The following is a 23,144-nucleotide window of genomic DNA, read 5'->3' on the forward strand; positions in this document are numbered from 1 at the left end:
CGGCTATTCGCCCGCTTCAAGCCGCCAGACCCGGCAGCCGGCCTCGTCGAAAACAACATCACCGGGGGGCAGGCCCGTCAGATCCGTCTCCGTTAGCTGGCCGGTCATGCTGGCGGCAAAGGCATAGTCGCTATCCTCAACGTGCGTCCAGGCAATGTAAGACTGACCGTCAGCCGGCCCCACGAGCCAGCGCGTGTCCCGGCCCTGAATAGCCGGCCACACCTGTTCGGCAAACTGACGGATACGGGTAATGGCGGCAAACTGATCGGCATTTTCGCCCCAGACAAACGGGCCGTGTGTCACCTTATCGGGTTCGCGGTCATCCTCGATCCGGAACACGTAGAGCTTGGTATATTCTTCGTTGGCTCCGCGCTCGTCGTGCTGGTTACGCACTTCAAAACCCAGCCCCGTATAGCTAGGCCAGTCGGTCAGGAACAGCGCCGTAAAGTAGCGGAACAGATTGCCCGTCCGGTAAAATGCATCGAAGCGCGGGTCGTCCTTATCGGCGGTCATTACAGTAAAATTCGGCGCAAACCGGCGCACCTGACGGTACTGATCATACAAAGCAAACTGCCCCACGAACGCATCGGAACCAACGACCAGCGACTGAAGATCGCCCAGGGTCGAGTCGGCTTCGATGGCATCGAGGTGGTCGAGTTCGTCACCGTAGCCCATCACATCGGGCGGGGCCAGGAACGTTTCTGCGAAGAACGCGAAATACGGAACGCCGTTGCCCCGAACGTAGCGTTTGATGGACCGGAGCGGGTCGTAATAATGCCCGATCATGTCGGGTACGCCATCCGGCCGCATCTGCACATGGGCCATGTCGCCCCGCATGAAATCGAAGTTATAGGTTCGCTGGCAGTCGTGTACGCGCCGGCAGATGTAATCCCAGGCGGCATAGTTGGGCCGGTCGAAGTCAAGCTCCCATTTTTCGTTATTGTCTTTCGACTCGTAGAAGCGGTACCGGGCCAGCGGACCAAACACCCTCGACATCGGCTGCGGCCGATCGAACGCGTACTGGTACCAGCGCTGTCCGAAGTCATCGATTACGAAATCGATTGGGTCGATATGCAGGCCCCGATACGGCGGTCCCATGGTCATGGGCAGGGTTTCGTATCCCTGTGCGACCAGATGCCGGATCAGCGCCAGTCGGCGGTTCAGGCGCCCGCCATAGTCGGCCGGGTTACCAAACAGCATCCGCACCCGCTGCTCATCCGTCAGCAGCAGATGGGGTCCGTCGGGCCGGTTGGAAGCAAAGAACGCATCTTTGGCAAAGTTCAGCGGGCTACCATCAGCCGCTCCCTGATACCGCAGAAACTGCCAGATGGCTTCTTCCACGTAGCGGTACACGTTACTGGTATGGTCAACGATGCGCGCCTTGTCGCGGTGTACCCACTCGAACAGCGACGGGTGGGTCAGCACCATCTCCGAAAACCGGTCGGTATGCGGAATAACGTCCATCCCCACCGTGCGACCCGTAGCATGGAGGAGGTTGATGACAGCCTTCAGCTGCTTCTCTACCGTATTGAGCGCGGGCACATACTGGGCCAGGTCGGTATCGAAAAACTCCGGATTGATCTGCCAGCTGACCATGCCGTACAGGCTCCCGACCACGCCCGGCTCCCAGATCGGCAGCAGGTGGATACTGTCGTGGCAGGCGGGCAGGGTCAGGGTATACTGCACCGTTTTCCAGAAGGACCCGATCGTCCGGACGTTTACGCCCACCATATTGCTCTGTTTCAGCCAGCTGCCATCGGCTTCGCGGGCTACAGGGCTGGGTATGGTCTCGGCGGGGTCGAGCGCCCGACGCAGCAGGTCGGTGCCCAGCCGCTTGTGCAGCAGGTCAAGGGTCTGATAGACCGAAAACTGAACGGCGGTCTGGGGTAATAAACCGGGTATGAATGACGATCGGCCCGACAGGTAGGCGTCCGTATGGGTGGCATGTTGTTGTTGCCAGTCGGCTATCAGTTCGCTGAGGGTTGTAGGCATGGGGCAAATGTAAAACGGTTTTCACAAAACCAAATGTCAGCTTTGTTTGTCATGCTTAGTATGCAGGATGTTATCGTAATAGGCGGAGGGCTCGCCGGACTGGTCAGCGCACTGGAGCTGGCGCGGGCTGGCCATACCGTCACACTGATCGAACGAAAAACATATCCTTTCCACCGGGTTTGTGGTGAATACGTCTCCAACGAAGTCAGGGCCTACGTCGAATCGCTGGGCATCGATCTGGCGGGGCTGGGCGCGGCCGACATCCGGCGTTTCGAGATTTCGTCGCCCTCGGGTCGGCTACTCAGCAGTCCGCTCGATCTGGGCGGTTTCGGCATCAGCCGCTACACGCTCGACTATGAACTCTTCCTGCGGGCGCAGGCCGCCGGGGTAACCTTCCTGCTGGGCCAGTCAGTCGAGGACGTCTCGTTTCAGGACGATGTGTTCACCGTTACCCTCAGCCACGGACAGACCCTGTCAGGCCGGCTCGTGATCGGCGCCTTTGGCAAACGGTCGCGGCTCGACAAAACCCTCGACCGACCCTTCATGCACCAGCCTTCGCCGTATGTTGGGGTGAAATACCACGTTCGGATCGATCTGCCCACCGACGTCATTGCGCTGCACAACTTTTCGGACGGCTACTGCGGCATGTCGGCTATCGAAAACGATGCGTACTGCGTCTGCTATCTCACCACCCGCGCCAACCTGCGCCGGTACGGGAACATTCCGGCTATGGAGCGGGCGGTGCTTCATCAGAACCCGCACCTGAAAGCCGTATTCGACCGGGCTACGTTCCTGTACGCCAAACCCGAAGTGATCAACGAAATTTCATTCGCGCCCAAACTGGCGGTTGACCATCATCTGCTGATGGCGGGCGACTCGGCCGGGCTGATAACGCCCCTCTGCGGTAATGGCATGGCCATGGCCATTCACGGGGCCAAACTCGTCAGTGAATTGTCTGACGCTTATCTGCGCGGTCAGCTCAGTCGCCCGGCGCTGGAGCATCAATACCAGCAGGCCTGGTCAGCGCAGTTTGCCCGGCGTTTGTGGGTCGGCCGAACCGTGCAGAAACTATTTGGCCGCCCCTGGCTGACCGAAGCGGGAATCCGGGCTTTTGGCGCGTTCAAACCGGCCCTGCGTACGGTTATGCGGCAAACCCACGGCCAGGTCATTGCCTGATCGGCACGCTTCATACGGGCAATTCATCCGTTCAGAACCTCTTTTACGCACTTCGTATAACCCCTTCTTCTGCAGCGGTTTAGGCCACCCTACCTTTGTTGTGTTCAAATTAAACAACAACCAGAAACTACTGAACACAACATGAAAACTGTAGCCAAATCAATTCTGCTGGGCCTGCTTCTGCTAGGTTCATTCTGTGGGCTGATTGCCCTCACGGCCAGTGCCGCCCAGGCCGGCCCGACCGACGACCACCTCGTAAAATCCGCCGTTCGTCATCGTATGTATTCGTCACCTTCAGGAGAGGTGATTAACGTAAACGTAGAGAAGCCCGCTGGCCAACTGGTCCGCGTGTTCATCGCCGACGAGAGCGGTCGGGTGCTGGCTCACCAGACGATCGGGAAGAAAGGGGAAAAGTACCGGCTCCGCTTCAACGTGGCCGATCTGGAAGACGGCGCCTATAGCCTTCGTATCTCAGGCAAAAACACGCACGACCAGTATGACTTCAAACTAAGCACGCCTAAAGCTGAAAAGCCCGTTCGGTCGGTAAGTCTCCAATAAACTACCTATCAGCCCCCTACGGCTCGGGCGCTCTTTCAAACAACTCAGTTCACTTTACGAACCCTTCATACTTACCCCGGTCTGCTTCGGCAAGCCGGGGTTTAGTTTTGCTCCGTAACCAACAAAAACAATGACCATCAGACATACCCTGGCCCTGGCGGTACTCTCCGCTCAGGTCGCCCTCGCCCAGGACGATCCCATCCGTCCACCAGCCCGCCCACTAACGATCTCGCTCTTCTCCGAGTCGGTTAGCCTGCCCACCTTCAAAGGGTTTTTGCGCCGACCCAACCTCGGCGTTCGCATCGGCACGGAGTTTTATTACCGCAACCGGCCGGGTTCGCAGCTGATTCAGACGCTGAATGTCGGTTTTTACCACCACCGGGGCCTGCAAAGCGGCCTGTACCTGAATACCGAGCTGGGGTACCGTAAATTCATAGGTGGCTTCTTTGCCGAAGGCTTTATTGGCCTGGGCGCGCTGGGACTGTCGCAGCAGCTCCGTCGATACGAACGAACCGAAACCGGCGATTTCAGGCTGGCGTCCCGCTGGATGCTGCGCGCCATGCCGTCGGTCAGCGCGGGTGTCGGCTACCAGTTCGGGCGGCAGACAACGATGCCGGTCACCCTCTTCACCCGCTACGAAGCCTTCGGCGAAACACCCTTCAGCAACCGGGGTATTCCGGTGCTTCCCCACTCAGCCCTGCACATAGGTACCCGATTTCCGGTCAATCCGTAACCCTTCCTCATCCCAATCATGAACTTATCTGCTTACTGGCCCGCTCTGCTGGGCCTGCTCATGGGCTGCGAGCCCCTGGCCGTTCCGCAACCCACCCCTCTCCCCTGCGACCTGTCGGCCTACGCCCGACACCCGCGCCACCAGACGTACCTGACCGAACTACAGCAGTACCGACAGCAATCGGTCGCGCCGGGCAGCATCCTGCTCATTCAAAAACCGGGCGAACCGCGCTGGATCGGCGCCGTCGGGAAAGCGAATCTGGAATACCAGACCGACATACTGCCCTGTAGCCAGTTCCGGGTTGGGAGTATCACCAAGATGTTTGTAGCCGTAGCGGTCCTGAAACTGGTGGAGCAGGGCAAACTCCGGCTCGACGACCGGCTGGCGACCCTGCTGCCCCATACCGCAGGCCATATCCCACAGGCCGACCAGATCACCCTGCGGCACCTGCTGTCGCATACGAGTGGTATCACCGACCCGCCCAACGAGAGCATCCGGTATCAGCTCCGCATTGTCGATAACGCGCCGGAACGGTTCAGCCTGACCACCGATCAGCTGTTGGCTACCTATGTATACGGAAAACCACTGCACTTCACGCCGGGAACCGGCTGGAGCTACAGCAATGCCAACTACTGGCTGCTGGGGAAACTGCTGGAGCAGCAAACTGGCAAACCCCTCCAAAGCGTACTGAACGACTGGATTTTCAACCCACTCGCACTCAACAACACCTACCTGGAAGTACGAGACGATAGCCAGCTGGTACGCGGCTATGCCGACCTCTACGGCGATGGACGCCTGTTCGACGTCAGCCACTGGGACCGGGCCGACAGCGATGGCGAAGCCGACGGCGGTATCATCTCGACAGCGGCCGACCTGGCTACGTTTGCCGAAGCGCTCTTTGGCGGTAAGCTGCTCAGCGACACCTGGCTGACGGAGATGCTCAAGCCCACCCGGCTCCCCAGCTGCCCCGACGGCGACTGCGAGTATGGGCTGGGCGTAGAACACTGGAAAACCGGGCTGGGACTGGCCTACGGCCATAACGGCGGCTCGGTAGGTATCGAAGCCAACCTGCTTTATTTTCCCCACAACCGGGGCGTATTTGTCCTGTACAAAAACAACGGCAACGGCTCCGACAAACGGCTCATGGACCGACTCATGAAATGACAGCATCCCGCTCATCGCTTCAGATCTACGCCGGTCTGATTGGCTTCTGCCTGATTACGCTCGGGCTGGGCCGCTACCTCGACAGCCAGGGCGTGGCGAATCTCCGGCAGTTTGGCTGGGATGGCGTCGGGCTGGTAGCCCTCGGCACGGTGGGCGTCTGGCTGGCACCCCGCACGGGCTTCGCCGACCTGCTCGATCGGCGCGTCACCAACTGGCAGCGCCTGGGTCGCCCCCTGGTCGTCGGGCTCCTCTTCGCGCTGGCCGATGTACTGGTTTTTGTCTGGGTTATCCATCCCGAACCGGTTACCGCGCTCCTGCCTTTCATGCAGCCATTTCCCTATTCGATACTGTTGTACGGATCGGGCGCGCTGTATGTCGACGTGCTGTACCGGCTCCTGCCCATTCCGGTTCTGATGTGGCTTATTGGCCGGTACGCGCTTACCAATCCCCGGCATACGGGCCTGTTCTGGCTACTGGCAGGCCTCTCGTCATTGGTTGAACCGCTGGAGCAGCTCATCACCGACTCACCGGCCCTGATCGCGTATAGTTTTGCCAGTGGGTATCTGATGAATCTGTTGCAGGCCTATTTTTTCAGGAAGTACGGGTTTCTGGCCGGGCTCATGATCCGGCTGGGGCATTATGCGCTCTGGCACGTCGGGTTTGGGCTGTGGGTTGAGCTGAGGTTATAAAACGAACCATGAACGAACTAAACGATAAGACCCTGCGTCTGGCCGGACCGCTCATTCTGTGGGCGGTGGCCACGGTATTCTTCAACCTGTCTACGCTGGTACACGCTACCGTAAGTCCCTGGCGATTTGTGCCGTACGGGATCGTAACGCTGTACATGACCTGGTTTACGGTACGGTGGCTGGTTATGCAGGCCCAGCGCCGATACGCGGGCCTGGAGCGCACCCGGCAACGGCTGATCTGGCTGGTACTGGCCGGCTTGCCCGTAACAGCCCTGCTGGTCGGCGCCCGGATTATGCTGGCGCGCTACTGGGTCTTCGCCAACCAACCGGACTGGGATACCGGCGACGTTCCGTTCATGTTCGGCATCGGCCTGTTCAATCTGGCCATTATCGTATCGATCTATGAATCGCGCTACTTTTTCAGGCAGTGGCTTCGTACCAAGCGGGAGGCCGAAGAGCTACAGCGGGCGCAGCTCGAAATGCAGCTCAGCTCGCTCCGCAGCCAGGTGCAGCCGCATTTTCTGTTCAACAGCCTGAACACCCTGCAGGCGCTGGTGAAGGCCAACGAGAATCCGAAAGCGATGCAGTTCATCGGTGATCTGGCGCAGGTGTACCGCTACCTTCTCCAAAGCAACGACCAGCTCCTGATTTCGCTGGAGAGCGAGCTGGCCTTTACGCACGCCTACATCAACCTGCTCAAGACCCGTTTCGAAGACGGCCTCCAGCTCGATATTGCCATCAATCCGGCCTATCGCCACTACCGACTGCCTCCGCTCACCCTGCAGCTTCTGGTCGAGAATACCGTAAAGCACAATGTCGTCAGCACAACCCAGCCCCTCACGATCCGGATTTACGATAGCGACGAAGCGTTTCTGGTCGTCGAAAATAACCTGCAGCGTCGGCCCCGCTCCGATGTGGCGTCGGACAAGAAAGGGTTGCTGACCATCAGTCAGAAGTACCGGCTGCTCAACCAGCCCGATGTGGAAATTCACGAAAATGCAACCACCTTCGAGGTAAAAGTGCCGCTGATCAAGCCTCTCCAGACCCCCTGACCCAGCCCATGAACGTACTGATTATTGAAGATGAGCCACTGGCCGCCCGGCAGCTCCGGACCATGATTCAGGACTTCGATGCCGCCATCAGCGTGCTTGCCGTACTCGACAGCGTGGTCGGCGCGACCCAGTGGTTCCAGACGCACCCGCAGCCCGATCTGTTACTGGCCGACATTGAGCTGGTTGACGGGCAAAGCTTCGAGATTTTCGACCAGGTGGAAGTACGATGTCCGGTCATTTTTACGACGGCTTACGATGCCTTTGCCCTCCGGGCTTTTCAGGTGCATAGCGTCGATTACCTGCTGAAACCCATCGACGAAACTGCCCTGCGCCGGAGCCTGGAGAAGTTCCGCGACATGCAGCGGCTCTTCGGGGCGGCCCGCGCCAGCACCGACCTGCGCGAACTGATCGCTAGCCTGCGCCCCGAACCGACAGCCCAGCCCGATTACCGCGACCGGTTTTTGCTCAAACAGGGATCACGGCTGCTGCCGGTCGATGTGGCCGAGATGGCTTATTTTTCGACCCGCGAGCGGCTCACGTTCGTACATACCTGGGATCAGCGCGCGCTGCTCATGGATTACACCCTCGATGAACTTGAAAACCGGCTCAACCCGAACCTGTTCTTCCGGGCGAACCGGCAGTTTATCCTGCATGCGCAGGTTATCCAGCGGGTGCATATCCACTTCAACGGCCGGCTAAAACTGGACCTCAAACTTCCCGTCGATGAAGCGATTTTTATCAGCCGCGACAAAGCCGGTGAGTTCAGAGCCTGGCTGGGCGAATAAGTCTCCGGCCTGCTAGAAAGCGCCCCGGCTCGTGAAGGTGGTGATGGAGCTGGGCGCCGTGGGGGCCGGCTCGCTGGGGGCGGGCGGGGCCGACTGTATGCCGGGCGTTGGCCGCCGAACGTTGAAGATCCGGTTGAACGAGCGGGTATAGAGCACGCTCAGTCCACCACCCGTGGTAATGGTGCTGTTGATACTCCCCTGCCCCAGTATACTTTGCTGATTGCGGTTGTACATCTTGGCGCGCAGTCGGCCATCAGACGTAATGAAGTACTCGAGGGTCCACTCGCCGAGCAGACTGGCCGCGTTGTACTGGCTCTGGCCGTAGGTAAACCCACCGTCGCGGCTGATCCGGAGCCGGTCGTTCAGGAGCCGGTACGAGAAGCGAAGTTGCAGGTTGTTGAGCAGGTTTTCGTTCTGCTGCGTACCGAAGCCCGTAAAGCCGCCAAACGACACCCCCACATCCAGGTTCTCGTCCAGGTTGGAGGCCAGTCGGCTGATCTGGTTGGAGAGCAGTTCGCTCACGCTATTGGCCACACCCGAGTTGACCTGGTTCTGATCGAACAGACTGGTGCCTTCGGGCAGCAGCTGGTTGAACAGGAGAACACTGCTGACCTGCCGGGTCAGTTCCTGCTCGTTGCTCTGCAGCCGCGACTCGAAGCTGGTCACCGCCTGCCGAAAATCCGACGAAGCCGGGTATTCTTTCACATCGAGGTCGTAGCTGATGGCGGGCGCACCCAGCTCGCCGTTTAGTTTGATGAGCAGATCGACCGGGTACCGGCGCGACTGATCAGCGGTTCGGTTGGTGGTGCTGCTGGAGCCATTCACCGCCAGCAGCGGGGCCAGCGAGGTGTATTGGGTGTAGGCCGCCGTTACGTCGAGCAGGGCACCGTAGGGATCGCCCGTCCAGGTGATCCGGCTGTTGGGCTGTATCTGGAATCGTTTGTTGATCACGTTCTGGAAGGTGAACGTATAATCCCCTTTCTGGATCTCGTAGCTGCCCGTCATGGTGAAGTCGCCTTTGGTATCGACTTTCATACCAAGCCGACCCTGGCCGTAGGCTTTGATGATGTCGCCCGTTTGCCGGTCCAGCTGAATTTCGCAATACGCATCGGGCGTAATGTCGAAGTTGAAATCCATCTGAATCCGCGACAGGTCAACGTCGCCCGAGGCTGGTGTGGCGTCGGTGGGTCTGGCAGGCTGGCCAGCCGTCAGCGCGTTCCGGTTCACGAACCGAATCCGATCGTCCGACGCGACCGACGTGGCTCCATCGAGCGGAATAAAAATACGCGTACCTTTATTACTGGTCGCGTTGGCCCGGATGGTGAGGTTGTTGAGCGGTCCGTAGAGTTCAGCTTTACCCGTCACGATAGCCTGACCGTAGAACAGATCGTTGTCTTTGGCCGTCGTGTTCAGGATTTTAAAGTTCCTGAAATCAGCATCGAATCCCAGGGTGAAATACCGGAATCCGTCGTGATACACCCCACCCCGCAGCTGAGCGGTATTGCCGTCGGTATCGCGCAGGGTCAGTCGGCGGGTAATGATCTCGTTCTCTCCGAAGTAGATAATATCGTCGAAGGTAAAGTCGGTTTTGAGGTAGTCGAAGCGGCCCCGGCCCCCTTTTACGGCCAGCTCTCCCTTGAAAACGGGTGCCGATGGCTGACCCGTAACGGCAATTTTACCGCTGGCCGTTCCGCCCAGGTTGGAGAAGAGGCCGGTCGTAAACGCTTCCAGCACGTGCAGATCGGCATCGTTCACACTAGCGCTGAGGGCCAGCGGACTGGCCTTCTGCTGGGGCGTGTAGTTACCCGTCAGGGTCAGCACACTGGCTCCGTTGCGGTTAACGTCGGCGTTGACGTTGAGCCGCTGGGCCGACTGATCCCAGGCCAGGCGCCCGTGTACGTCGCCGATCAGGGCGTTATCGTACGAGAGGGCGTTGACAGCCAGCTCGCTCTCGACAATGGGGGTTTCGTAGATGTCACGCAGCGACAGGCTACCGTTGAGGATCCCGCCCAGGCTGGTGAGCAGCACCGGATTCAGTGACGCCAGCCGGAAGTTCTGCGCCACCATGTCGAGATGCTGCGTGGTGTCGGGCGAAATCTGACCCGATACGCGGATGAGCTGATCCTGGTTCTGCACCGACACGTTGCGCAGGGTGTACTCGTCGCCCACCTTCCGGATCAGGCTGGCCGGATTCAGTACCCAGTCGCCGTTGAGTACGCGCAGCCGCGACGGGCGGAAGGTCAGGTCGATGGCATCGCCTTTGAACCGCAGCTCACCGTTCAGGTTGGCCCGGTTGGTGCTGCCGACCTGCTCGATACTGCTCGTAAACTCGATATGATCGACGTCCCACGAGGCTTCGGCCTGCAGCTGCCGGGTGGGCAGCAGCGAGCTAAACGTCTGCCGGTCTGAGCTTAGGACCGCCGAGGCCAGCACGGCCTGATCGTAGGTGTATTTGGAGCTGGTCAGGTCGAGTTCGCTCCGGCCAAAGGCCAGCGAGCCGAGCCGCATGGAATCCGTTTTGAGCGTAGCCGTCAGAAACGACAGGCTATCGACCGTAAACCGGCCTTCGAGCCGCGACGCGGGTGCCACGTGATAGGTCGGCGCCAGAAACGCCAGCAGCGGTCGGGTATCTTTGGCCGTAAACTGAAAATCGACGCCATAGCGCGACGCGGCAGCCTGGCCCAACCGGCGGGCGCGCAGCCGCTTCTGCTCGTAGTAGGTTTTCATCCCGGCGGCATCGCCCTCAAAATAAAGCTGGTATTCGCGCGCCAGCCGGGTCAGATCGTCGAACGTGTGCTGAAGCTGGAACGCCCCCTGCAGCCGGGCCGTCAGAAACTCCGAGTCCAGATCGAAATACCGCTGGTTGCTGACCGAATCGCGGCCGGGCAGCGCGGCTGGTGCGCTGGTCCGCTCAACCGTCGATTGCAGCGTCAGCGCGCCTACGCTCAGGTTGCGCCGGTTCAGGCTTAGTTCGGCATTCTGCAGGGCGATACTCCCGACCAGATCATCGAGCTTGTTTCCGGTCAGCTGCACATCCAGATCGGCCTGCACCACGAGCGAGTCGCTCAGATAGCCCAGTGCCCGCAGGTCGGCCTTTTTCACAGTGCCGTGCAGATCGAACCGATTGCGCGCGCCCTGCAGGTCAAACTCGCCATCAACGGCCAGTACCGCGTTGGGATCATTCAGGCCCAGCTGCCCGTGAAAAAACGCCTTTTGCAGATTGCCGCGCAGGGTCAGATTCCGGTACTCGTAGCGTTGCCAGCCGAAACGACCCAGCCGGGCGTCGACATCGACACTGGCCCGGGCCAGGTCGGTACCACGCCCTACGATGCGCCCTTCGCCGTCGAGCAGCCCAAACTGCTCGGGCTGGTCGATGAGCTGACCGAGGTTCAGCGCAGTCGCTTTCAGATTGGCGACATAGGTAGTCGGGTCGGCCTGTTTGCCGAGCTTCAGGGCCAGATCGCCCGTTACCTGACCCAGCGCCGTGCGGAAATCCCCTTTGGTTTTGAAGTCATCGAAGGCCCCCGCAAAGGTGGCGTTGAAGGCTACGGTTCCGAGCTTCTGTACGGTCTGGTTAAAAGCCGGGTCGGGGTAATACTGCCGGATGTCGGCCATGTTCACCACCGAGGGCGTGAAGGTAAAGGCCACCGTGGTGCGGTCAATATCGGGCAGTCCTTTCCAGGCCAGATCGCCCGCCAGGCGGCTCCGCCCCCCCGCTCCGAACCGCAGGTCGGTCCGGCTCAGCCGGAAATCCTCAACGGTCCCTTTAAACTGGCCCGAAAGCAGCCAGGTTTCTTCCAGGCCGCGCAGGTAATCGGAGAAAAAGCCCAGGTCTTTAGACCGCACCTGGCTGTTGCGGAAGTTGGCACGCATGGTCACCTGGCTGTTGAAATGCCCGAATGCCGACGGTTTTTTGTACTGAAAGACCAGTTCGTTGCGGATAATTGAATTGCCAATGTGTGCGTACAGCTGCGCCAGCTCCAGCTTGGTGTTGCAGTACAGAAGTTTGGTATCCAGCTGCCGGATCTTCAGCCGCGAGTCACGATCGACGCCCGACAGGCCCTTGATATCGAGCGCCACGGTATCGCCCAGAATGAGCAGGTTACTGACGTCGGCGTTGATATGCTGAATCGTGAAGTGATCGTAATCGAAGCGGTTCGGATTGTTGAGGAGCGGCTCGCGCGGGTCGTAGAGCGTATAGGACCCGTCGGCCAGCGTAACCCGGGCCACCGTGAACGGCACGTTCTGGTTCGGGATGCTGGGTTTGGTCGGGTCGGAGGTCAGCTCTTCGATGCGCGCAATGAAATCGTCCAGGTTGGTGTCTCCGTTGGCCGGGTTCTTGATCATCTGCACATTGGGGCGGTAAAGCACCACCTCATCCAGATGCAGATTATGCGCCGACGAGTCGATCAGGTTGCGGAGGTTGTAGTTGGCATCCAGTCGCCCGACCCGGATCATGGGCCGGTTCTGCAAATCGCGGATGCTGACATCTTCGAGGGTGATGGAGTCGAACCACTTGACCGATACGCCCCCGACGGTAACGGGAAACTTAAGTTTGTCGGACAGGTAGGTAGCGCCCTCCTGCGCCAGCCGGGTTTGTACGGCCGGAATCTGAAGCCCCAGTATAACGCCAGCCAGCAACCCTATCGCCGTGAGGAACAGATAGAGAAGTGTCTTGAGAAATATGACGAGAAACTGACGCATTCGGTCCGGAAATGCCTGATCGGGTAGTGTATGCGGGAAAAGCTATGCGTTAGACGTCTTTTTGAGGGAACGGTTTAGCCGCGACTTTCCTTATACAAGCTACAGAAAACATTATCCTTTTGTTTTTACGGTGAATATACTGGCAATTGAATCGTCCTGCGATGAAACATCGGCGGCTGTCCTATCCAACGGTCATCTTCTCTCAAACATTATTGCGACGCAGTTAATTCACGAGCAATATGGGGGTGTGGTACCTGAACTGGCCTCGCGGGCGCATCAGCAGCACATTATGCCAGTAGTGGAACGGGCCTTGCTCGACGCAAATATAGCGAAAACTGACCTGTCGGCGGTAGCGTTTACCCGGGGTCCGGGTTTGCTGGGGTCGCTCCTGGTCGGGGCTTCCTTTGCCAAGGCACTGGCGCTTGGCCTCAACATTCCGCTGATCGACGTCAACCACATGCAGGCGCACGTGCTGGCGCATTTCATCGAAGCCCCCCGGCCGCCGTTTCCGTTTCTGTGCCTGACCGTAAGCGGTGGACATACCCAGCTCGTACGCATCGACGGGCCGCTCAGCATGACCGTAATTGGGCAAACGCAGGACGATGCGGTGGGCGAAGCCTTCGACAAGTCGGCCAAGCTGCTGGGCCTGCCCTATCCTGGCGGGCCGCTTATCGATCGCTATGCCAAAGCTGGTAACCCGCTGGCGTTCCGGTTTCCGCTCGGCGAAATGCCGGGGCTCGACTATTCGTTCAGCGGCATCAAAACGGCTATTTTGTATTTCCTGCGCGACAACACGAAGACAAATCCTGATTTTATTCAGCAAAACCTCCCCGATATTTGCGCCAGTATTCAGCACACGCTGATCCAGATGCTGCTGACCAAGCTGAAACGGGCGGTTCGCGAAACGGGCATTCGGCACATCGCCATTGCCGGGGGCGTATCGGCCAACAGCGGCCTCCGGTCGGCGCTGACGCAGCTGGGCGATGAGCAGGGCTGGACGGTTTACATTCCGCGCTTCGAGTACTGTACCGACAATGCGGCCATGATTGCGATGGCTGCCCAGTTCAAGTACGAAGCCGGTATTTTTGCCGACCAGACCATCAGCCCCCTGCCGAGACTACACGTCTAGCCGGCCGTCATGGGTATGTTCCTGCTGACGTTCTGAGTACGTATCGATTAACTACCGCCCTCTATGCCAACGATTTCAGCGCTGTATCTGTACCCCATCAAATCGCTTGGCGGCATCGCCGTTCAGGAAGCAACCGTTACGCCCAGAGGCTTTCGGTACGACCGCCGGTTCATGCTGGTCGATACCCATGGCCTGTTCATCACCCAGCGGTCGAACCACCACATGGCGCTGATCGACGTCGCGATCCGCAACGACCAGCTGCTCGTCTGGCACCGCCACCGGCCCGACCAGGTACTCGAGCTGCCCCTGACGCCACCGGCCGACACCCTGATTCCGCTGCCGGTAACGATCTGGGACAGTGAGGATGTACCTGCCCTGGCCGTCAGTGACGAAGCCGACCGCTGGTTCACCAACGCGCTGGGGAAACCGTGTCGGCTGGTTTATATGCCCGACAGCACCCATCGGTCGGTAGAACCCGGCTATGCCCGCCCCGATGAAACCGGTCGGCTGCCCGCCGTTAGCTTTGCCGACGGTTACCCGTATCTGCTCATCGGGCAGGCTTCCCTCGACGAGCTGAACCGGCGGCTGCCGGAGCCGGTGACCATGCAGCGGTTTCGCCCCAATATCGTGGTAAGCGGTAGCGAGCCGTACGACGAAGACAGCTGGAGCCAGTTCCGGGTTGGTGAACTGGACTTCTACGGCGTCAAGCCCTGCGCCCGCTGCGTGCTGACCACCATCGACCCCGCTACCGGCGAAACCGGCAAAGAACCCCTCCGGACCCTGAGCACCTTCCGCCAGTGGAAACATAAAATTCTGTTCGGCCAGAATGTACTTACAGCTACTGACGACCTTTCCGCATCAGCGCAACTAAGCGTGGGGCAGGCCGTTGAGGTAACAAGCCGTACAACGCCCTGGCTGGCCGCTCCCGCACCCCTGTCATCATCTGAAAACCTGACCGCCTGAAATCTGTTTACTGGCTACTGACTACTGCCTGTTTTGATTACACCTATCCGCAACGCCTATTACCTGAGTTTCCCCGTCGTGATGGGGGCCGTTCTGTCGAACCGAATGGCCGCCCGCCTTTCCGATGTCGATCCCGTTCACTGGGCCACGCCGATCGTGCTGGCGCTGGTGGTGTTTATCATCTATACGACAGACCGGCTGCTCGATATCCAGAAGCCTGCGCAACCCATAACGCCCCGACACCGCTTTCATCAGCAATATGCCCCGCTGCTCTGGCGCGTGGTGGCGGGGTCGGCGGTGCTGGCCCTGATCCTGACGTTCTTTCTGCCCGCTCCGGTGGTCAAGTTTGGGATCGTGCTGGGGGGCGTGTGTGCGGCTTATGTGCTGGCGGTGTACCGGCTCCCGTCGGCCCACCCGGCCCTCCACCTGAAAGAGCCAATGATTGCGGTGCTGTACTCCGTCGGCATCTGGGGCAGCGTCTGGGCGCAGCGGCCCACCGTTCGCGGTATCGAACTGGCCGAGTTTGGTATGTTTCTGGGTATCGCCCTGCAGAACCTGCTCCTGTTCGATGTGATGGAACAGCGCGAAGGCACGGCCCGGCCCGAGTCATCGCTGGTTACCGTGCTGGGCGCGGCCCGCTGCGATACCCTGCTGCGCTGGCTGACCTTTGGTATTGTCGTGACCGGTTTTGTGGTATGTTTCTCTACCGACGATCGGTTTGCCCAGCGGTCGGCGCTGATTCTGGCGCTGATGAGCGTGGTGCTGTACGGCATCCAGCGGTATCCGGCTTATTTTCTACGCAACGAGCGGTACCGCTGGCTGGGCGACGGCGTATTCTGGATGCCGGCTTTAGTTCTGTGAGGCTACCGGAGCCAGGGTGGTCAGCATCCCGGCTTCACCCGCGGTTTTTGGCTTAGGAACATCCCCGGCTTTCCCCACCATCGATTTGGCCTTTACGGCTTCTTTTACATCGCGCCGGGTCAGGATGTCGAGCAGGATTTCAGTCATGTATTCGCGCTTGTTGAACACGATATCGTGCCGGTTTTCGGGCAGCAGAAACTGCTTGACCCGGGCGTTGACCAGCTTCTTCTGCGCAAAATCTACATTGGTCGGGTAAACCAGTTCGTCGCGCTGGCCGTGCAGCATCGTGATACTGGCCCGGATTCTGGCCCAGTCGGGCAGGATGGCTTCGAGTGCGCGCTGGTGAGCCAGCTTTTCATCGTTGGCCAGCCGCAGCAGCGTCGGTACGCACCAGCGAATGAGCGGACTATCGGCCAGGTAGCTGATCGGATAGGTACGCTCCAGCCCGGGCCCCAGCGCCGATGATACGAACACCACATGATCGACCAGGCCGGGGTTGTTCATCGCCAGCCGCGCCGATACCGACCCACCGTACGACGAGCCGACAATCATCAGATACGGGGCATTGCGGTATCGATCGATGAGCGGTTGCAGAAATTCAGCCTGCCGCACCACCGATGTTTCGACCCGGCCAAAGTCGGAAAAGCCATAGCCCGGCCGGTCGACCGCTACCAGCTGGGCGCGGTTCAGCAGCAGGGTGTCTTTAAAGAAAGCGTTGAAAAATGACAACGAACTTGGGGCGCCATGTACAAACAGAACCACCGGTTTTGCGACTGTATCTGACCGGTCGGCCCGGGCGGGTGTTTCCATAAACCGAATGGTTCGGGGTATACCGTTGGGGGTGTCGATCTGGTACCGGTGTACCGTTGGACGAATGCGCTGTTCCTGAAATTCGACGGCCAGTTCCTCATCAGACTGCCGGAAATCAACAAACCAGGCAACTGATAAGGTGCCAACTACCAGCAGCAAAAGGACAAGCAGAGACCAGCGAAAGACAATCAAAAAACGTTTCATAGCAGCAATATGTACAGTAATAACTGCAAATAATCGGCCAATAGTTTTGAAAAAACCGAAACCTGCCTGAGCGGTAAACATTTCGGCAGGGAGGCCGTTCTGCCAGTAAACCAAAACCACGAAACGCTATGAAAGAACGAGCCGACGCCCCGGCGCAGGTCAGCGAGACCGACCTGGACCGCCCTAACCCGCAAAATCCCGGCGATACCGACATCAGTTCATCGGCCACGCGCCCGGAGACCCAGCAGGCGCTACAGGCCAACGACGCCGAGAAAATGACGCCCGACGACGCCAACGAACTCGACGACTCGGATTAGACGTACACCGACAAACGAAACAGCCCGGCCCTTCGCTGCCTATAGCAAAAGGACCGGGCTGTTTCATGTATCGATTTACCTACCGCTTGTTTGACGGGCGATATGGGTGCATTCTGTCGGTGCCGGACTAGGCCGCCACTTCGCTCTCTACCGCCAGAAAGTGCGTCAGCTCGTTCTGATTGTTGTAGAGAGGGTCAATATGCACCCGGCAGATATACGGTTCTCCGTTTTTCCGGTAGTTGAGCAGATCAGCCTCTACCGAGTCGGCCCGGTCGAGCGAATCGCGCACCTGTTGCAGGGTATGAGCATCGGTACCTGGCCCCTGAAGCATTTTGGGAGTCCGGCCAAGGGCTTCGGTATGGGCATAGCCGGTCATGGTCAGAAAGTTTTTGCTTGTCCACAGAATTGTTCTGGACAAATCAGTCAGCACGAGGGTATGCCCGTTCTGTAGTTTCCGCAGGTAAGCGTTGCGTTTCCGGCGGGGCAGGTCCCAGTCGAAGATATCGGCCAGTTGCCTGAACAGAGCCGCTTCTTTGTTTTTAGCTCGTTGCTGCGCCTGGCTTAGCAGAAAAACTTCATAACAGGCAACGGGATAAGGCCGGCTTCCGTCCTGTTGAGACCGGCTGTATCCCCGGTTCACTAATTCGACGTACGATTCTGACGTGAGCATGGCCATTTGGGTTATCAGGATAAATGTACTACCTGCGTCTGGTCTTTGCAACCTTCGCCGGTTAACAAATGATGAAGAGGGGCTGGCTGTCGAAAAAATTTTTTAACAGAAACCAAACTGATTGTCAGCCAATAAATCGGCATTCTGATCAGCTCCGGCAAGTTTTTTTGGGAGCCCTCTTGTGTATAACACCAAAAGCCTCTACTTTTGTGCCACGATAAAGGAAAACGACAACGGTCGGCCCTTCATCGAAAATGGTTCGGTAGTTCAGTTGGTTAGAATACCTGCCTGTCACGCAGGGGGTCGCGGGTTCGAGCCCCGTCCGGACCGCTCAAAGTTTAAGTAAGCCTCTAATTCACAGCGAGTTGGAGGCTTTTTTTCTGCTTAGGTAAAATATAGGTAAAACATTTCATATACTTAGACATAAATCTCATTTCTTTGTAGACTTATAATAATCACAACTGATCTTGACAATGAAGGGTAGGTAGGGTAAGTGCAATCATCCCAATTGCAATCGCTCTACCCTTGAGTAGACGATTACGATGGATTATATTTATCTAGATAATAATGCTACCACCCGAATAGCTCCAGAGGTACTGGATGCTATGATTCCTTATCTGTCAAGTTATTACGCCAATGCCTCCAGTGCACACGGTTTCGGCAAAGAAATAAATAGTGCCGTTAAACAGGCTCGGAATCAAGTTGCTGGCCTCATTGATTGTGAACCGAATGAGATCGTGTTTACAGCTGGTGCTACCGAAGCCATTAACTTAGCTATAAAAGGCGTGGCTGAAAGCTATCAAAGCAAAGGCCGTCACATTGTGACTGTCCAGACCGAACATTCAGCCGTTCTGGATGTATGCCGCCACTTAGAAACGCGGGGTTATGAAGTAACTTATCTGCCTGTCTCGCGTGATGGATTAATTAACCTTTCTCAACTTCGATCTGTACTTCGCTCCGACACGATCTTAGTGGCTGTCATGACAGTGAATAACGAAACGGGTGTACAGCAACCAATTCGTCAAATAGCTGACTTAGCGCACGAAGTTGACGCTATATTTGTCTCTGATGCTACGCAGATTGTTGGTAAGCTCCCGCTGTCAGTTGAGGATTACGCGATTGATTTGATGCCATTTTCAGCCCATAAGTTTTATGGCCCTAAAGGCATTGGTGGCTTATTTGTCCGTCAACGGTTGCCCAGGCGCGTGAGATTGGAAGCAATGACGCACGGTGGAGGTCACGAACGCGGCTTACGCAGCGGTACACTTAACGTACCCGGTATTGTCGGCATGGGAAAGGCTTGTGAACTGGCGCAAGCAAGTATGGTCAACAATGCTACGCAAATCGGTTTATTACGAGACCAATTAGAGACTTCTTTGCTTGAGATAAATGGCGCGTTTGTGATAGGCAATCGAGCAGAGCGCTTATTTAACGTGACCAACATTAGCTTTCCTGGTACTGATGCTAACGTATTAATTGGTCAGTTAAAGAACATTGCTGTATCGAACGGTTCGGCCTGCTCGTCGGCGGTATTTGAGCCATCGCATGTACTCAAAGCGATGGGGCTGACTGATGAAGAAGCGTTGAGTGCTGTCCGTTTTTCGTTAAGCCATTACACTACTGGAGCCGAAATTGAGACAGTTGTACGACGATTCAAAACATTATTAGCTGGTCAATCACATCTACAATGAATTTTGAAAATTTCTTAACCAGGCTTAATGAAGAAGTCGTTCAGGTCATCCTTGGTCCACAAGTTATTCAAGCGCTTACTGTTTTAGATTCGGAGCTTACGCGTTTAAGTACCCTTAGAACTAAGCTACTAAATATTTATTCCCCGGCTGAGCTTTTGTTAGATAAAAGGCTACGCAATGAGTTGCTTGATTTACTTCGTCCCTATGAAGCAACGGATTTGGCTGATAAACTTGGTGTAGCTGTCGGGAGTGATATATTCAACTCTCTCAAAGGCGTACAATTTAATACGGATTTTCAGCGACATGTTTTGTTTAGATTCTTTGAGATTCCTGAGGAAGAATTAGACGAAGAACCTTTCGTATCAAACACACAAGCAAGTTGTCAGTATCCTTTATTCAAGCACCAGCGAAAAGCTGTAAGAGAGCTTAAACCGCTGCTTAGTAGCGTACCTAAAAAAGTAATGCTTCATATGCCAACCGGCTCCGGCAAGACGCGGACGGCTATGAATTTTATTGCAGAGCACCTACGGGCAAATGAGCCTACATTAGTTATCTGGTTGGCCCACACTGAAGAACTCTGCGAACAGGCAGCTCAAGAGTTCGAAAACGCCTGGCAGTGTATTGGAAATAGAAACTTACCAGTTATAAGGTACTGGTCAACTAGTAAGGAAGATATCAAAGGCCAACAAGATGCGTTCATCGTAGCTGGCTTAAATAAGCTTTATAGCCTCGTGAAGCGTGATGTGATCTACGTCAGCGCTATTGCGGCCAAGACTTCTTTAGTAGTAATGGACGAAGCCCATATGGCTATAGCACCAACTTACCAGCGAATCCTTGAGGTTTTCTTGTCATTTAATGTGGCCATGTTAGGGCTATCCGCGACGCCAGGTAGGACGTGGAATAATCCTGAAGAAGATGCTAAACTAGCTGATTTTTTCAATCATAAGAAAGTAATCTTGGAGGTAGATGGCTATATAAATCCAGTTAAGTACTTAGAAGACGAAAAATATTTAGCCAAAGTCAGGAACAATCCATTGCTCTGCCAAAGTGGTTTCAAGCTCACCCACAAAGACGAGAAGTACCTTCAAGAACATTTGCAGTTACCACCAGCTACGCTTAAACGGCTTTCTGAAGATCAGATAAGGAATGCCCTTATTGTCAGTAAGATTGAAGAGCTAACTACTCGGCATCAACGAATAATAGTGTTTGCCCTTACGGTAGAGCATGCGCATACATTTGCTGCAATTTTACAAGCAAGGGGTGTCAGCGCATTTACAATCACAAGTAAGACGAGTAGTTTGCAGCGAAAACGACTTATTGAACATTTCAAAAGTGATGTTGAAGAATCTTTAGTACTTTGCAATTACGGAATTTTGACAACGGGCTTTGATGCGCCACAAACAAGCTGTGCTGTCATTTCGCGACCCACTGACTCATTAGTTTTATACAGCCAAATGGTTGGTCGGGCAATCCGAGGTACAAGGGCTGGTGGTAATGATGAAGCCGAAATCGTAACGGTAGTTGACACAAATTTGCCAGGCTTTAACCACGTGGCAATGGCCTTTTTAAATTGGATATCCGATAAGGAGAAAGAATAAGCGTCGAAGTTTTGGTGGACTGTGGTGATTAGGCAGATATTGTAATCGGCATTATTAGCGAACTCCGTAAGTTGCTGAATAAAATACAGTTCCTTTTCTGGCTCGTGTTGGGCGGCAAACTCTAAAAACTTACCGAACTCGTCGATAACCAGCACCAGCAATGGGTTAACTCCTTTTATACCACGATAGTGATTGAAGATTTCGGATAAGATATACTGGGGTTGGTTTTGCTCAGCATTAAATTTCTCAGCAAATACTTGTGTAATAGAGCGGTACTCACCGATAAAGTTTATAACACCAACAGCAGGATCACTTACCAGGTTAACATCAAAATAACGCTTGCCATTAGGACGAAGGCTACGTTCCAACGCCCATAGAAACGAAGATTTTCCTGTGCCGTAGGAGCCGATTATATTGAAGGAACGAATCCCTCGCTTATAGTCATTAGCAATCTGATGAACAACTCGCTGAGCGTTTGGGGTCGGATGGTAGATCAATTCACGCTCAGCATCACGGATGATGTTTACTGATGGTGTGTATGTAATAGAAGCTTGTGCAATACCGGTTGGTACATATTCGCTTCCGTATTCAAGATTATCTTCCATAGTACTGCGCTAATACGGTGAATGGGTCGGGTTTAGTCTTGAATGATAGTTCACGTATACCGGCCTGGTCACTAAAGACAATATCGGCGTTATCAGCTATAATACTTTCAAGTTTAGCATACAGTCCGGTGGCATTAAGGGCAAACACACTGCCGACCTGGTCAGGCTCCGTTAGCAGCGTGTTAAAGTTAACTGAGTACTCGAACTGGCCGCTCGAAAGAATACCGTAGAGGACAATATCGTGAGGTAAGTCACGCCTATCGGTGTTCTCAATAACGTAGTATTCTTCTTTGTTACGGGTCCCCCACCTAACTAAGTCAAGTTCGGTCAAAAGCCCCGAAAAGCTTTCTTCCCGGTCTTTCGCCTGTGATTCAGATCGGATATACATTTTGACGAATACGCCGAAGTCGCTAAGAACAGTGCTGTCATTTACGGATACTCGACTGATTTCCGCTTTCCGCTTTACAGATGTGAGGAAGTTGTTCTTGGTAAATTCAATCCGATCGCGACGTAACTCGTTAAATAACAGATCATAAGTTGAAGCGCGTGCGACGGTGACTAAATGATAGTGTAATAGCCAAAGAGTGCCTTCATCCTCAAGATATGGGTCCCAGCCGTCGTCCGATAACAACCTATCAGCCAGAGGAGTAAGTTCTTCGGTAAGGGTTAGAAGACCAAACGATTTCATCCAGTACCGGATGGAACTTACCATATTTTTACCAACTCCCAAATCAACCACAGCGTCTTCACTATTGAAAGATCGCCCTGATTTGACAAAATCATAACCTTTCTTCAACCAAAGATTACGGCACTGGAAAGATTCGTGTCCTGAGAAGCTCAGCTTCTTGTTACGAAAAAACACTATTTGCTTATTATCAAGAACTTCCATAATCGAGCGTAATCGCTAAGAATTACCTGTACGTAAAGTAATGAAATATCTCCCACTTGCCGTTGTATATATTTGCCTCGCTGACCTTTTAGATGAAGAAATGTATAGATAGATCAAGTTCCCTTTAAAGCCATTAAAGCTTACCTATGAGCCTCCTCTATCTTTAGTTGTCATGGTATAACAAATGATAATAATATGTTATGTATTAAGAATGATTAACTACAACAGATAGAAATTCTATCTGTTGTAGTTAATCATTCTTAATACACATTGTACAATAATAAACCATGCTCAATATGATTTAAGCAGCCCCGTTCGGACCGCCAGCTAAGTCCTGACTCTTTCGAATCAGGACTTAGCTGGCGGTCCGAACGGGGCAAAGCGTTTTATATAGACCTCATGCCCATCTTCGGGCATTCAACCTCAAGCGACAACCTTCTCTGCTTCAAACTGGATCAGTCTTCCCAGAAGAGAGCAAACCGCTTTGGTCTGGGCAGTATCGGGCTAAAGTCAACGTAAAAACAGTAACTATTTATTTAAAATCATATATTCTC

18 protein-coding genes and 1 tRNA gene are annotated in these 23,144 nt (G+C 55.5%); 14 read left to right on the forward strand and 5 right to left on the reverse strand.

Annotated features, from left to right (window positions below):
- Positions 1–3 precede the first annotated feature (3 nt).
- Positions 4–1,992: an alpha-amylase family protein gene (locus EQG79_RS03910; RefSeq protein WP_129600056.1), complete on the reverse strand. Its 1,989-nt coding sequence runs from the start codon at positions 1,990–1,992 to the stop codon at positions 4–6.
- A gap of 60 nt (positions 1,993–2,052) precedes the next feature.
- Between EQG79_RS03910 and EQG79_RS03915 the strand changes: the two genes are divergently transcribed.
- The 7 genes from EQG79_RS03915 (at position 2,053) to EQG79_RS03945 (ending at position 8,149) form a co-directional block, all read left to right on the forward strand.
- Complete coding sequence (locus tag EQG79_RS03915; RefSeq protein WP_240699313.1) at positions 2,053–3,168, forward strand: NAD(P)/FAD-dependent oxidoreductase; 1,116 nt, start codon at positions 2,053–2,055, stop codon at positions 3,166–3,168.
- A 141-nt stretch (positions 3,169–3,309) separates the two neighbouring features.
- The gene (locus EQG79_RS03920) at positions 3,310–3,726 is read left to right on the forward strand and encodes a hypothetical protein (protein ID WP_077920378.1); all 417 of its coding nucleotides are present in this window, start codon (positions 3,310–3,312) and stop codon (positions 3,724–3,726) included.
- A 130-nt stretch (positions 3,727–3,856) separates the two neighbouring features.
- Positions 3,857–4,459: a hypothetical protein gene (locus tag EQG79_RS03925; RefSeq protein ID WP_129600062.1), complete on the forward strand. Its 603-nt coding sequence runs from the start codon at positions 3,857–3,859 to the stop codon at positions 4,457–4,459.
- A gap of 18 nt (positions 4,460–4,477) precedes the next feature.
- Positions 4,478–5,623 (forward strand): serine hydrolase domain-containing protein, encoded by a 1,146-nt coding sequence (locus tag EQG79_RS03930; protein WP_129600065.1) that lies wholly within the window; start codon positions 4,478–4,480, stop codon positions 5,621–5,623.
- Positions 5,620–6,312 (forward strand): hypothetical protein, encoded by a 693-nt coding sequence (locus tag EQG79_RS03935; protein ID WP_129600068.1) that lies wholly within the window; start codon positions 5,620–5,622, stop codon positions 6,310–6,312. The genes EQG79_RS03930 and EQG79_RS03935 overlap by 4 nt, the downstream gene beginning before the upstream one ends.
- A gap of 8 nt (positions 6,313–6,320) precedes the next feature.
- Positions 6,321–7,364, forward strand: a complete 1,044-nt coding sequence (locus EQG79_RS03940; protein WP_129600071.1) for a sensor histidine kinase — start codon at positions 6,321–6,323, stop codon at positions 7,362–7,364.
- 8 nt (positions 7,365–7,372) lie between these two features.
- Positions 7,373–8,149: a LytR/AlgR family response regulator transcription factor gene (locus EQG79_RS03945; RefSeq protein ID WP_129600074.1), complete on the forward strand. Its 777-nt coding sequence runs from the start codon at positions 7,373–7,375 to the stop codon at positions 8,147–8,149.
- Between the two features lie 12 nt (positions 8,150–8,161).
- On the opposite strand, the gene EQG79_RS03950 is transcribed toward EQG79_RS03945, so the two are convergent.
- Entirely contained in the window at positions 8,162–12,853 is a 4,692-nt protein-coding gene (locus EQG79_RS03950) for a translocation/assembly module TamB domain-containing protein (protein ID WP_129600077.1), read from the reverse strand.
- 130 nt (positions 12,854–12,983) lie between these two features.
- On the opposite strand from EQG79_RS03950, the gene tsaD reads away from it, so the two are divergent.
- The 3 genes from tsaD (at position 12,984) to EQG79_RS03965 (ending at position 15,806) form a co-directional block, all read left to right on the forward strand.
- Complete coding sequence (gene tsaD, locus EQG79_RS03955; RefSeq protein ID WP_077920385.1) at positions 12,984–13,982, forward strand: tRNA (adenosine(37)-N6)-threonylcarbamoyltransferase complex transferase subunit TsaD; 999 nt, start codon at positions 12,984–12,986, stop codon at positions 13,980–13,982.
- A gap of 63 nt (positions 13,983–14,045) precedes the next feature.
- Positions 14,046–14,945 (forward strand): MOSC domain-containing protein, encoded by a 900-nt coding sequence (locus EQG79_RS03960; protein WP_129600079.1) that lies wholly within the window; start codon positions 14,046–14,048, stop codon positions 14,943–14,945.
- 33 nt (positions 14,946–14,978) lie between these two features.
- On the forward strand, positions 14,979–15,806 hold the full coding sequence (locus EQG79_RS03965) for a UbiA prenyltransferase family protein (protein WP_129600081.1): 828 nt from the start codon (positions 14,979–14,981) through the stop codon (positions 15,804–15,806).
- Here the strand turns inward: EQG79_RS03965 and EQG79_RS03970 are convergent.
- A complete protein-coding gene (locus tag EQG79_RS03970) occupies positions 15,795–16,820 on the reverse strand; it encodes an alpha/beta fold hydrolase (RefSeq protein WP_129600083.1) in 1,026 nt (341 codons plus the stop codon). The two genes, EQG79_RS03965 and EQG79_RS03970, sit on opposite strands and share 12 nt — an antisense overlap.
- Before the next feature lie 128 nt (positions 16,821–16,948).
- On the opposite strand from EQG79_RS03970, the gene EQG79_RS03975 reads away from it, so the two are divergent.
- Entirely contained in the window at positions 16,949–17,137 is a 189-nt protein-coding gene (locus EQG79_RS03975; protein WP_077920388.1) for a hypothetical protein, read from the forward strand.
- A 127-nt stretch (positions 17,138–17,264) separates the two neighbouring features.
- Here the strand turns inward: EQG79_RS03975 and EQG79_RS03980 are convergent, their stop codons facing one another.
- A complete protein-coding gene (locus tag EQG79_RS03980) occupies positions 17,265–17,807 on the reverse strand; it encodes a PAS domain-containing protein (RefSeq protein ID WP_077920522.1) in 543 nt (180 codons plus the stop codon).
- A gap of 256 nt (positions 17,808–18,063) precedes the next feature.
- On the opposite strand from EQG79_RS03980, the gene EQG79_RS03985 reads away from it, so the two are divergent.
- The 3 genes from EQG79_RS03985 to EQG79_RS03995 all read left to right on the forward strand — a co-directional run bounded on the left by EQG79_RS03985 (position 18,064) and on the right by EQG79_RS03995 (position 21,096).
- Positions 18,064–18,137 (forward strand) — tRNA-Asp (locus tag EQG79_RS03985).
- A gap of 212 nt (positions 18,138–18,349) precedes the next feature.
- On the forward strand, positions 18,350–19,498 hold the full coding sequence (locus tag EQG79_RS03990) for a cysteine desulfurase family protein (RefSeq protein ID WP_129600085.1): 1,149 nt from the start codon (positions 18,350–18,352) through the stop codon (positions 19,496–19,498).
- Positions 19,495–21,096, forward strand: coding sequence for a DEAD/DEAH box helicase (locus tag EQG79_RS03995; RefSeq protein WP_129600088.1), 1,602 nt, complete (start codon positions 19,495–19,497; stop codon positions 21,094–21,096). The genes EQG79_RS03990 and EQG79_RS03995 overlap by 4 nt, the downstream gene beginning before the upstream one ends.
- Positions 21,097–21,690: 594 nt before the next feature.
- Here EQG79_RS03995 and EQG79_RS04005 read toward each other — a convergent pair.
- The gene (locus tag EQG79_RS04005) at positions 21,691–22,590 is read right to left on the reverse strand and encodes a DUF4007 family protein (protein WP_240699265.1); all 900 of its coding nucleotides are present in this window, start codon (positions 22,588–22,590) and stop codon (positions 21,691–21,693) included.
- Between the last annotated feature and the right edge of the window lie 554 nt (positions 22,591–23,144).

This window comes from Spirosoma sordidisoli, from assembly GCF_004138325.1.
Classification (GTDB): domain Bacteria; phylum Bacteroidota; class Bacteroidia; order Cytophagales; family Spirosomataceae; genus Spirosoma; species Spirosoma sordidisoli.